The organism is Brevundimonas diminuta ATCC 11568, assembly GCF_000204035.1.
GTDB classification, from domain to species: Bacteria; Pseudomonadota; Alphaproteobacteria; order Caulobacterales; family Caulobacteraceae; genus Brevundimonas; species Brevundimonas diminuta.
On the sequence record NZ_GL883086.1, the window covers coordinates 488,774 to 501,099 of the forward strand.

7 protein-coding genes are annotated in these 12,326 nt (G+C 67.1%); 6 read left to right on the forward strand and 1 reads right to left on the reverse strand.

Features of this window, described 5'->3' with window-relative positions:
• Positions 1 to 27: 27 nt before the first annotated feature.
• Positions 28 to 1,689 (reverse strand): urocanate hydratase, encoded by a 1,662-nt coding sequence (gene hutU, locus BDIM_RS06160; protein WP_040345233.1) that lies wholly within the window; start codon positions 1,687 to 1,689, stop codon positions 28 to 30.
• Between the two features lie 89 nt (positions 1,690 to 1,778).
• On the opposite strand from hutU, the gene hutC reads away from it, so the two are divergent.
• The 6 genes from hutC to BDIM_RS06190 form a co-directional block, all read left to right on the forward strand.
• Positions 1,779 to 2,480: a histidine utilization transcriptional repressor HutC gene (gene hutC, locus BDIM_RS06165; protein WP_040345236.1), complete on the forward strand. Its 702-nt coding sequence runs from the start codon at positions 1,779 to 1,781 to the stop codon at positions 2,478 to 2,480.
• Positions 2,481 to 2,485: 5 nt separating this feature from the next.
• Entirely contained in the window at positions 2,486 to 3,376 is an 891-nt protein-coding gene (locus BDIM_RS06170; protein ID WP_003164710.1) for an agmatinase family protein, read from the forward strand.
• Positions 3,376 to 4,587, forward strand: coding sequence for an imidazolonepropionase (gene hutI, locus BDIM_RS06175; RefSeq protein ID WP_371125977.1), 1,212 nt, complete (start codon positions 3,376 to 3,378; stop codon positions 4,585 to 4,587). The genes BDIM_RS06170 and hutI overlap by 1 nt, the downstream gene beginning before the upstream one ends.
• A gap of 36 nt (positions 4,588 to 4,623) precedes the next feature.
• A complete protein-coding gene (locus BDIM_RS06180) occupies positions 4,624 to 6,210 on the forward strand; it encodes a phytoene desaturase family protein (RefSeq protein ID WP_003164712.1) in 1,587 nt (528 codons plus the stop codon).
• Between the two features lie 95 nt (positions 6,211 to 6,305).
• Positions 6,306 to 9,773: a DNA methyltransferase gene (locus BDIM_RS06185; RefSeq protein ID WP_003164713.1), complete on the forward strand. Its 3,468-nt coding sequence runs from the start codon at positions 6,306 to 6,308 to the stop codon at positions 9,771 to 9,773.
• A 137-nt stretch (positions 9,774 to 9,910) separates the two neighbouring features.
• Positions 9,911 to 12,326: valine--tRNA ligase (locus BDIM_RS06190; RefSeq protein WP_040346626.1), on the forward strand; the 2,416-nt coding region annotated here is incomplete at its 3' end.

Sequence of the window (12,326 nt, forward strand, 5' to 3'; positions counted from 1 at the left end):
CCTTCTCCCGCGAGGGGAGAAGGACGGTCATTTCAGGCTCGGCAGATTGAGCCCATGTTCGCGCGCGGCGTCCTTGGCGATGTCGTATCCGGCGTCGGCGTGGCGCATGACGCCGGTGGCCGGGTCGTTCCACAGGACGCGCTCCAGACGCTTGGCGGCTTCGTCGGTGCCGTCGGCGACGATGACGACGCCCGAGTGCTGGCTATAGCCCATGCCGACCCCGCCGCCATGGTGCAGCGACACCCAGGACGCGCCCGACGCGGTGTTCAGCAGGGCGTTCAGCAGGGGCCAGTCGGACACGGCGTCCGAGCCGTCCATCATGGCCTCGGTCTCGCGGTTCGGGCTGGCGACGGAGCCGCTGTCCAGATGATCGCGGCCGATGACGATGGGGGCGCTCAGTTCGCCCGAGGCCACCATCTCGTTGAACATCAGGCCCGCGCGGTGGCGGTCGCCTAGACCGATCCAGCAGATGCGCGCCGGCAGGCCCTGGAAGGCGATGCGCTCGCCCGCCATGTCCAGCCAGCGGTGCAGGCCGGCGTTGTCGGGGAAGAGCTTCTTCATCGCCTCATCCGTCTTGCGGATGTCCTCGGGATCGCCCGACAGGGCGGCCCAGCGGAACGGGCCGATCCCGCGGCAGAACAGCGGGCGGATATAGGCGGGCACGAAGCCGGGGAAGTCGAAGGCGTTCTCGACGCCCTCGTCAAAGGCGACCTGACGGATGTTGTTGCCGTAGTCGGTCGTGGGGACGCCCATCTTCTGGAAGTCCAGCATGGCCTTGACGTGGGTCGCCATCGACGCGCGGGCGGCGGTCTCGACGGCCGCCGGGGCGCTGACGCGCTTCTCTTCCCACTCGGCGACGGTCCAGCCCGAAGGCAGGTAGCCGTTGACCGGGTCGTGGGCGCTGGTCTGATCCGTCACCAGATCGGGGCGGACGCCGCGCTTGACCATTTCAGGCAGAAGGTCAGCCGCATTGCCCAACAGGCCGATCGACAAGGGTTTCTTGTCCTTGAACGATTGCTCCAGCAGGGCCAGCGCCTCGTCCAGGGTTTCGGCCATCACGTCGACGTAGCGGGTCCGCAGGCGGAACTCGATGCGGCTGCGCTGGCACTCGATGGTGATGCACGAGGCGCCGGCCATGGTTGCGGCCAGAGGTTGCGCGCCGCCCATGCCGCCCAGACCCGCCGTCAGGATCCACTTGCCCGACCAGTCGCCGTTATAGTGCTGGCGACCCGCCTCCATGAAGGTCTCATAGGTGCCCTGAACGATGCCCTGGGTGCCGATGTAGATCCACGAGCCGGCCGTCATCTGGCCGTACATGGCCAGGCCCTTCTTATCGAGCTCGTTGAAGTGGTCCCAGGTCGCCCATTTGGGCACCAGGTTGGAGTTGGCGATCAGCACGCGCGGGGCGTCGACATGGGTGCGGAACACGCCGACCGGCTTGCCCGACTGAACCATCAGGGTCTCGTCGGCTTCCAGCTTCTGCAGCTGGTCGACGATGGTGTCGAAGGCCTGCCAGTTGCGCGCCGCCTTGCCGATGCCGCCGTAGACGACCAGGTCTTCGGGACGCTCGGCCACCTCGGGGTCGAGGTTGTTCATCAGCATGCGCATGGCGGCTTCGGCCGCCCAGGTCTTTGCGGTCTTTTCCGGCCCACGCGGGCTACGAATGATACGGGTATTGGGCGTGGCCATCGAATCCTCCATGCGGCGTCAGCCGCCGTCGTGTGTTGGTCGTACTGTTATGTCTAGACAATATCGCGTGCAAGAGGCATTTTCGTTTCATGGATCAGGAGCCGCTTCATCGTCGCATCGCGGGCGACATCGAACGCCGCATCGCCTCGGGCGAGTGGCGGCCGGGGTTCCGCATCCCGACCGAGGCGGAACTGACGGCGGAATACGGCTGCGCGCGCATGACGGTGTCGCGCGCCATGTCCGACCTGGCGGCGCGCGGGCTGGTGGTGCGACGCCGCCGCGCGGGGACAGTGGTGGCCCACCCGCCGCTGCATTCCTCGGCCCTGGTGTCCATCCCTGACATTCAAGGCGAGATCGAGAGCCGGGGCCTGGCCTATTCTCATCGCTTGCTGGGCCGAATCGTCCGCCCGGCGAGCGGGGAGGAGGACGGGCTGGGCGAGCGGGTGATCGAGCTGCAGACCCTGCATCTGGCCGATGGCCTGCCGTTCGTCTTTGAGCGCCGCCTGGTCTCTCTGTCCGCCGCGCCCGAGGCGGAAGCCGCCGACTTCACGACCCAGCCGCCGGGCGGCTGGCTGCTGGCCCACATGCCCTGGACCGAGGCCGAGCATCGCATCTCGGCCGTCGGCGCCGATCGCGAGACGGCGGCGGGCCTGGGTCTGGCCGATGGCGCGCCCTGTCTGCGTCTGGAGCGCCGCACCTGGCGCGACGGCCAGGGCGTGACCTGGGCCTCACAGATTTTCCCCGGCGCGGCCTATGATCTGGTCGCGCGCTTCTCTCCGACCAAAGGATGACACCCATGAGCCAACCGTCTGAAGCCCTGGGGTGGCGTTCTGTCGGCGATCTGGTGGGGCGTCATCCCGACGCCCGCGTCGCCTTGATCGGCGCGCCGTTGAACGAGCGGTCGTTGACGCCGGGCCGCTGTGACCTGGGGCCGAAGGTGCTGCGTGGGGTTCTGCCGCGTCTGTCGACCTATGACGTCGAGACGGGTCTGGAGTTAGATATCAAGGTCCATGATGTTGGCGATGTGGCGCTGAAGGCCGTCTCGCCGTTCGACTCCTTCGAGCCCGTGCGCGACGCCGTGGCGGCGCAGGCCCATCGCGACCTGACCATTCTGGTCGGCGGCAACAACGCCATCACCCGGCCGGGCGTTCACGCTCTGGGGCTGGACCGCGTCGGCGTCCTGACGCTGGACGCCCATTTCGACCTGCGCGACACGGACCAGGGCCTGACCAACGGCAATCCGATCCAGGCGCTGCTGGATGACGGCATGGACGGGCGTCGGATCAGCCAGGTCGGCCTCGCACCCTTCGCCAACACCCGTCGCGCTCATGAAAAGGCCGAAGCCGCAGGGATCAGCGTTCGCACCGCCCGCGAGTGCCGCCAGCGCGGTCTGGTCAATGTCGTGGTCGAGGAGCTGGAGCGCCTGTCGTCCCTGTGCGAGGTCATCTATGTCGACTTCGACATCGACGTGATCGACCGCAGCCAGTGGCCCGCCAGCCCCGGCGCGCGGCCGGGCGGGGTGTCGGTGCACGACTTCTTCGATGCCGCCAGCGCCATCGGCGCCCATGCCAAGGTGCGCGCCGTCGACCTGACCGAATACGACCCGTCGCTGGAAATCGGCGACCTCGGCTCCCTGACGGCGGGCCGCTGGTTCTGTGAAATTCTGGCTGGAGTCGCCGCGCGATGATCGACGCCGATCTGCTGATCACCGACTGCCACGTCGCCGCCATGACCGAAGGCGGCGAGCCCTATGGCGCGATCGAGGACGCCGCCATCCTGATCAAGGACGGGCGCATCGCCTGGGTCGGGCCGCGCGCCGACCTGCCTGTGCACAAGGCTGTGGAAACTGACCGTCTGGGCGGGCGCTGGGTCACGCCGGGCCTGGTGGACTGCCACACCCATCTGGTTTTCGGCGGCGATCGCTCTGGCGAGTTCGAGCGGCGGCTGGAGGGCGCGACCTATGAAGAGATCGCCCGCGCCGGCGGCGGCATCGTCTCGTCCGTGCGCGCCACGCGCGAGGAGAGCGAGGATCAGCTCTACGCCTCCGCTCTGGCGAGGCTGGAAGGGCTGAAGGCCACCGGCGTCACCACCGTCGAGATCAAGTCCGGCTATGGTCTGGATCACGACAGCGAGCTGAAGATGCTGCGCGTCGCCCGCCGCATCGGGCGCGAGGGCGGGGTGCGGGTGCGCACCTCCTATCTGGGCCTGCACGCCGTCCCGCCGGAGCATAAGGCCGATCGCGCCGTCTATGTGGACAAGGCTGTGGACGAAATCCTGCCCGCAGCCCACGCCGAAGGTCTGGTCGACGCGGTCGACGCCTATTGCGAACCCATCGCCTTCTCGGTGGATGAGGTCAGCCGCCTGTTCGACAAGGCCGAGGAGCTGGGCCTGCCGGTCAAGCTGCACGCCGACCAACTGTCGGACGGCGGCGGGGCTGCGCTGGCCGCCCGCTATCAGGCGCTGTCGGCCGACCACATCGAGCACACGACCGAGGCGGGCGTGAAGGCGATGGCCGAGGCGGGCGTGGTGGCGGTGCTGCTGCCGGGCGCCTTCCTGATGCTGCGCGAGACGCAGGCGCCGCCGATCGCCCTGCTGCGTCAGCACGGCGCGCGCATGGCGGTGGCGACGGACTGCAACCCCGGCACCTCGCCGGTCGCCTCCATGACGGCGGCGATCAATCTGGCCTGCGTCCAGTTCCGCCTGACGCCGGAAGAGGCTCTGGCGGGCGCCACGCGCAATGCAGCCCGAGCGCTGGGGCTGCAGGATGAGATCGGCACGCTTGAGGCGGGCAAGGCCGCTGATCTGGCTGTCTGGGACATCAGCCGCCCGGCGGAGCTGGCCTATTGGCTGGGCAAGCCGCTGCTGCATCGTCGCTATCTGGCGGGACGCGCGGCCTAGGACTAGCGTCGCTCTCTCAAGCGGGAGGGAGCGCGCATGGCGCAGACGGAAACGGACGTCGTCATCCTGGGCGGCGGGCACAACGGATTGGTCTGCGCCTTCTATCTGGCGCGGGCCGGTCTGAAGGTCACGGTGCTGGAGCGGCGCGGCGTCGTCGGCGGGGCGGCGGTGACCGAGGAATTCCATCCTGGTTTTCGCAACTCGACCGCCAGCTATACCGTCAGCCTGCTGAACCCGCGCGTCATCGCCGATATGGAGCTGGCGCGCCACGGCCTGTGCGTGGTCGAGCGCCGCGCGGCCAACTTCCTGCCCTTTGACGACGGCCGCTATCTGCTGACCGGCGAGGGCCGGACTCAGGCCGAGGTCGCCAAGTTCTCGGTGCGCGACGCCGAGCGCCTGCCGGATTATGAGGCGCGGCTGGAGACGGTCGCCGCCATCCTGCGCGACCTGATCCTGACCACGCCGCCCAATGTCGTCGAGGGTGGTTGGCTGGCCGCCCTGCCGGAGATGCTGAAGGCGGCGTCTCTGGGGCGGCGGGTTTCGGGCCTGGGTCTGGCGGCGCAACGCGATCTGCTGGACCTGTTCGCCAAGTCGGCGGGCGACTGGCTGGACGGCTGGTTCGAGAGCGATCCGATCAAGGCCCTGTTCGGTTTCGACAGCGTCGTCGGCAACTACGCCAGCCCCTATACGCCCGGTTCGGCTTATGTCCTGCTGCACCACGTCTTTGGTGAGGTGAACGGCAAGAAGGGCGCCTGGGGCCACGCCATCGGCGGCATGGGCGCCATCACGCAGGCCATGGCCGCCGCCTGCGCCGAGCAGGGCGTCGACATTCGGCTGGATACGCCGGTCGCCGAGGTTCTGACGGAAAAGGGCAGGGCGGTCGGCGCCGTGACCGAGGCGGGCGACGCAGTCCGCGCCCGGGGCGTGGTCTCCAACCTGCACCCGCGTCTGCTGTTCGACCGCCTGGTCGATCCGGCCGTGGTTCCGGCGGACTTCTCCGAACGGATGAGCCGCTACGCCTCGGGCTCGGGTACGTTCCGCATGAATGTGGCCCTGTCTGAATTGCCGCGCTTCACCGCTTTGCCAGGGGCGGGCGATCACCTGACGGCGGGCATCATCATCGCGCCGACGCTGGCCTATATGGACCGCGCCCACGCCGTGGCGCGGCTGAACGGCTGGTCGTCAAAGCCGATCGTCGAGATGTTGATCCCCTCGACCCTGGACGACAGCCTGGCTCCGGAGGGACAACACGTCGCCAGCCTGTTCTGCCAGCACGTTTCACCGGATCTGGCGGACGCGCATCGCGACACGGTGGCCGATCTGATGATCGAGACGGTCGATGCTCACGCGCCGGGGTTCAAGGCTTCCGTGGTCGGGCGGCTGGCGCTGGGACCGCGCGATCTGGAGCGACGCTTCGGCCTGATCGGCGGCGACATCTTCCACGGGCGGCTGACGCTGGATCAGTTGTTCAGCGCGCGGCCGGTGCTGGGCCACGCCGATCACCGGATGCCGGCGCCTGGACTCTATCTATGCGGATCGGGCGCTCATCCGGGGGGCGGAGTGACGGGCGCGCCAGGACACAATGCGGCGCAGGCGGTGCTGAAGGATTTGGGCAGGCGCTGAGGCCTGTTGCGTCCAGGTTATCTGCGATAATGTAAGGTTGTGTTCTTGCTAAAATTCAACCTAATATTGTTCTCTCAGGGGTGGGAGAACAATCCATGGATGTCGAAGCGTTCATCACGCGCTGGAGCGGCGCGACGATCAGCGAGCGTTCGCACTACCAGACATTCATCAGCCAGTTGTGCGCCCTGATCGGAGCGCCGGCCCCGGATCAGGAGATCGCTGGAGATCGCGGCTACTGCTTCGAGCGGCGGGTGGAGTTCCGCTTTCATGACGGCGGCGCACACCGGGGATTCATCGACTGCTATCGGCGCGGCGCCTTCGTGCTGGAGGCGAAGCAGTCGCAGAAGCGGGCGCCCGGCGGCGAATTGGACCCGCAGCGGCATCTGGCCTTGTTCAACGGGCGCGGGCGCAAACCGCCGAAGGGCGACGCGGGCGCGATCGAGCGGCTGATGCTGGACGCCAAGCGTCAGGCCGAGACCTACGCAAAGGCGCTGGACGAATGGCCGCCCTTCATCGTCGTCGTGGACGTTGGGCGCTCCATCCACCTGTGGGCGGGCTTTGACCGACAGGGGAAGGGCTATGTGCCGTTTCCCGACCTGGCGCGCTGCCGCATCTCCATGGACGACCTGCGTGATCCGGCGGTGCGGGAGCGTCTGCGCCGGGTGTGGGACGAGCCGATGAGTCTGGACCCGGCGAGCCATGTGGCGGCCGTGACCAGCGACATCGCCGAGCGGCTGGCCTGGCTGGTGCGCTCGATCCGCAAGCGGGCGCCGACAGACTCCAGCGGTTGCGTCGATGTCGTGACGCGGGCGGCGTGGGACAAGCGCACTTCGCTGTTCGTCATGCAGTGCATCTTCGCCATGTTCGCCGACAGCGTGGGACTGATCGACGACCGGGGATTTCTACGTCTGCTGGAAAGCTATCGCGGGATGGCGGATCGCTTTCATGTCAGCGCGGCGGACTTCTTTCGCCGCATGAACAGCGGCGGACATTGCTCAGCGGTTCGCCAGGATCTGCGCCGCTTCAACGGCGGCCTGTTCAAGGAAGAGGCGGCCGTGCCGGTGACGGAGGCGGAGCTGGAGGCTCTGATCGCCGCCGCCCAGCGCGACTGGGCTTCGGTCGAGCCGGCGATTTTCGGCGCCTTGCTGGAACAGGCGCTGGACCCGACGGAGCGCGGCGAGCTGGGCGCTCACTATACGCCAAAGGCCTATGTGCGGCGACTGGTCGAGGCGACGATCATGGAGCCGCTGCGCGCCGAGTGGGAGGCGGTCGCGGGGCTGGCGGTCGGCCATTACGCCAGCGGCGACGTCGTGCGGGCGCGCCGCGCCATGCGCGAATTCCACCATGCGCTGTGCACGACACGGGTGCTGGATCCCGCCTGCGGCACCGGCAACTTCCTCTATGTGGCCATGGACATGATGAAGGATCTCGAGAGCGAGGTTCTGACCGCCCTGACCGATCTGGGGGACGCCCAAACGGCGCTCGGCCTGGAGGGGCATACCGTCAGCCCTGAACAGTTCTGGGGGTTGGAGAAGAATGTCCACGCTGTCTGGATCGCCGAGATGGTGATGTGGATCGGCTATCTGCAATGGCACTTCAGAAACGCCGGCGACGCCAAGCCGACCGAACCGATCCTGCGAAACTTCAACTGCATCAAGCATATGGACGCGCTGCTGACGTGGACGCGCGAAGAACTGGTGCGCGACGAACAGGGGCGGCCGCTTACCCACGCGCGGGTATTGAGCCGAGGCGGCGGTCTCTCGGCGGTTGTGGCGCACGAGGAGAGAGAAGTTACGCGATATATTGATCCGCGCCCTACGGTCTGGCCGACGGCGCACTTCATCATCGGCAATCCGCCCTTCATCGGGGGCAAGGACGTGCGCGGCGAACTGGGCGACGGCTATGTCGACGCCCTGTGGCGGGTGCGGCAGGGGCGGTTCCGCTCGGCGGACCTGGTCACAGCCTGGTGGGACCGCGCAGCGGAGATCCTGACGGCTAAAAACAGCACGCTGAGACGGTTCGGCTTCATCACCACCAACTCGATCACCCAGACCTTTTCTCGGCGCGTGCTGGAGCATCATCTGAACGGCGCGCCGTCGATGCGTCTGACCTTCGCCATCCCAGACCATCCGTGGATCAAGGGCTCCGACCGCGCCGACGTGCGCATCGCCATGACCGTGGCTGAGCGCGGCGAGCCGAATGGTCAGGGCCGCCTGCTGACGGTGGTCGATGAGTTGATGGGCGAAGCCGAGACGCCGGAGATCCTCTTTTGCGAACAGCGCGGCGATATCGGGCCGGGCCTGAATATCGGTCTTCCCCTCACCGAGGCGCAGCCGCTCAAGGCCAATGCCCTGCTGTGCTCGCCGGGGGTGAAGCTGCATGGTGCGGGCTTCATGGTGTCGCCGGAACGGGCGGAGCAGTTGCTGGCGGCGTCCAATGACGAGGCGGAAAATCCGATCCGCGCGTACCGCAACGGACGCGATCTGGCGTCACGACCGCGCGGCGTGAAGGTGATCGACCTGTTCGGCTGGAGCGAGGAAGAGGCGCGTCGCAGTCACCCCGCCGTCTTCCAGCATCTGTTGGAGGCGGTGAAGCCCGAGCGTGACCGCAACAATCGCGCCGCCTATCGCGACAACTGGTGGATGTTCGGCGAGCCGCGCAGCGAGTTCCGCCCGGCGTTGGAGGGGCTGTCCCGCTATATCGCCACGGTGGAGACGGCCAAGCACCGGTGGTTCCGTTTTCTGGACGCGGACATTCTGCCGGACAACGCCCTGATCGCCGTCGCCTCGGCCGATCCGCGCATCCTGGGCGTGCTGTCGTCGCATGTGCATGGGGTTTGGGCCCTGGCGCGCGGCGGGCGGCTGGAGGATCGGCCCGTCTATAACAAGAAGGCCTGCTTCGACGCCTTTCCCTTTCCGGATCTGAACAGCGCTGCAGGCGAGGAGATCGGCGTTCTGGCCGAAGAGATCGATGACCGTCGCCGTCAGGTTCTGAGCCAGCACGAGGATCTGACGATGACCGGGCTCTACAATGTCCGGCGTCGCCTTCAGGAAGGCGGCGAACTGATCGGGAACGAACGCGATCTCTATGATCGTGGTCAGATCGGCTTGCTGCATCATCTGCACGAGCGGCTGGATCAGCAGGTCGCGTCGGCTTACGGCTGGCGCGACGGCATGACGGATCAAGCGACGCTCAGCGCCCTGCTGGAACTGAACCGTGCGCGGCGAGTGCAGGAGGAGAAGGGCGAGATCCGTTTCCTGCGACCGAGCTATCAAGTGGGACGGATCAAGTCGTCCGCACGCGCCGTGCAGATCGAGGCGCCGTTGGACAGGATGAGAACACGAGCGCCATTGCCTGATGCGCCTGCGGTCCTGGCGGGCGTGTTGCTGGAAGAGCTGCGTCGCGAAGGGCGGCCGCTGCAGCCGCTGGAGCTGGCGCGTCGCTTCGACGGGCGGATCGGTCGCCGCAAGACGGACCGGATCGAACAGACCTTGGCGGTTCTGGCGGTGGCGGGGTCGGTTCAGCACACGGACGAGGGCTGGTTCTCGCCGCGACGGCACTGATTTGGCCTAGCCGTGGGACGCGGCGATCATTAAGTCGTCTAAGGGCGGTTCCGGCGGGACCGCCCTTTGCTTTACCGAAGAATTCCAGCCCCGATCGGCGGCGCTTTCGCGCGACGCCTCGGGGAAACGAGATGACCATGCTTGAGAAGACGTTCGAACCCAAGGCCGCCGAGCCGCGCATCTACGCCCAGTGGGAGGACAGCGGCCTGTTCGCCCCGCGCGCGGCCAAGCCGACTGACGGCGCCGCCGACGCCTATTCGATCGTCATTCCGCCGCCGAACGTAACGGGCAGCCTGCACATCGGCCACGCCCTGAACAACACGCTTCAGGACATCCTGGCCCGCTATCACCGCATGAAGGGCAAGGCCGTCCTGTGGCTGCCGGGCACCGACCACGCGGGCATCGCCACCCAGATGGTCGTCGAGCGCAAGCTGGCCGCCGAGGGCAATATCGGCCGCCGCGACATGGGCCGCGACGCCTTCATCGAGAAGGTGTGGGAGTGGAAGGCCGAGTCCGGCGGGACCATCGTGCGCCAACTGCGCCGTCTGGGTTCGTCCTGCGACTGGTCGCGCGAGCGCTTCACCCTGGACGAGGGGCTGAACGCCGCCGTCCGCAAGGTCTTCGTGCAACTGCACAAGGACGGCCTGATCTATCGCGACAAGCGGCTGGTGAACTGGGATCCGCATTTCCAGACCGCCATCAGCGACCTTGAGGTCGAGCAGAAGGAGGTCGACGGCGCCTATTGGCACTTCGCCTATCCGCTGGCCGACGGCGTGACCTATCAGCATCCGATCGCCTTTGATGATGCCGGCAAGGCGACCGAGTTCGAGACGCGCGACTTCATCGTTGTCGCCACGACGCGGCCCGAGACCATGCTGGGCGACACCGGCGTGGCGGTTCACCCGGAGGATGAGCGCTATACGGGTCTGGTCGGCAAGTTCGTGACCCTGCCGATCACCGGCCGCCGCGTGCCGATCGTGGCAGACGACTATGCCGATCCGACCAAGGGGTCGGGCGCGGTCAAGATCACGCCTGCCCATGATTTCAACGATTTCGGCGTCGGAAAGCGTGCGGGACTTGAAGCGCTGAACGTCATGGACGCCTTCGGCCGCATCACCGCCGCCGACACGCCCGACGTGCCCGCGGAATACGAGGGCATGGACCGCTTCGCCGCGCGCAAGGCCATCGTCGCCCGCGCCGAGGAAGAGGGCTGGCTGCGCGAGATCGAGAAGACCAAGCACATGGTCCCGCACGGCGACCGCTCGGGCGTCGTCATCGAGCCGTGGATGACGGATCAGTGGTACGTCGACGCCAAGGTCATGGCCCAGCCCGCCCTGAAGGCGGTCGAGGACGGCGCCACCGTCTTCGAGCCGAAGTCCTACGAGAAGATCTACTTCGAATGGCTGCGCAACATCGAACCCTGGTGCATTTCGCGCCAACTGTGGTGGGGCCATCGCATCCCGGCCTGGTACGGCCCGAACGGCGAGATCTACGTCGCCGAGACGGAAGAGGACGCTCGCGAACAGGCGATGTCGGACTATGATTCCGAGGTCGTGCTGACCCAGGACGAGGACGTTCTGGACACCTGGTTCAGCTCGGCCCTGTGGCCCTTCTCGACCATGGGCTGGCCGGAGAAGACCGAGGATCTGGAGCGCTTCTATCCGACCAGCGATCTGGTCACAGCGGCGGACATCATCTTCTTCTGGGTCGCCCGGATGATGATGATGGGCATCCACTTCATGGACGGCGAAGTCCCCTTCAAGCGGGTCATCATCAATGGTCTGGTCCGCGACGAGAAGGGCCAGAAGATGTCGAAGTCCAAGGGCAACGTTATCGACCCCCTGGGCATCATCGACGAGCTGGGCGCCGACCCCCTGCGCTTCACCATGGCGATCCTGTCTGGAACGCGCGACATCAAGTTGTCGAAGCAGCGCATTGAAGGCTATCGCAATTTCGGCACCAAGCTGTGGAACGCCGCGCGCTTCAGCCAGATGAACGAGGCGCGCCGCGTCGAGGGCTTCGATCCCGCAGCCGTGCAGCAGACGATCAACCGCTGGATCCGCGGCGAACTGACCAAGGCCGAACGCCAGGTGTCGGACGCCATCGAAGGCGGCCGTTTCGACGATGCGGCAGGCACCCTGTATCGCTTCATCTGGAACGTCTTCTGCGACTGGTATCTGGAACTGGCCAAGCCGGTGTTCAACGGCGCCGACGAAGCCGCCAAGGCCGAGACTCGCGCCATGACGGCCTGGACCATCGATCAGACGCTGAAGCTGCTGCACCCGGTCATGCCCTACATCACCGAGGAGCTGTGGGCCGAACTGGGCAGGGAAGGCCCTGCTCGCGACGGCTTGCTGATGGGCGAAACCTGGCCGGTGCTGCCGGACGCCTTTGTCGATGCCGGCGCCGAGGCCGAGATCGGCTGGCTTGTCGACCTGATCGGTGAAATCCGCGCCTTGCGGGCCGAGATGAACGTGCCGCCGTCGGCCAAGCCGCCGCTGGCCTTCGTCGCGCCGGACGCAGCCACGGCTGAGCGCATCGCGCGCCACCGCG

What these genes read in the sequence shown, in the direction of transcription:
- hutU (WP_040345233.1), bottom strand. Translation starts at nt 1,689, where the DNA reads ATGGCCACGCCCAATACCCGTATCATTCGTAGCCCGCGTGGGCCGGAA.
- BDIM_RS06185 (WP_003164713.1), top strand. Translation starts at nt 6,306, where the DNA reads ATGGATGTCGAAGCGTTCATCACGCGCTGGAGCGGCGCGACGATCAGC.
- BDIM_RS06170 (WP_003164710.1), top strand. Translation starts at nt 2,486, where the DNA reads ATGAGCCAACCGTCTGAAGCCCTGGGGTGGCGTTCTGTCGGCGATCTG.
- BDIM_RS06180 (WP_003164712.1), top strand. Translation starts at nt 4,624, where the DNA reads ATGGCGCAGACGGAAACGGACGTCGTCATCCTGGGCGGCGGGCACAAC.
- hutC (WP_040345236.1), top strand. Translation starts at nt 1,779, where the DNA reads ATGGATCAGGAGCCGCTTCATCGTCGCATCGCGGGCGACATCGAACGC.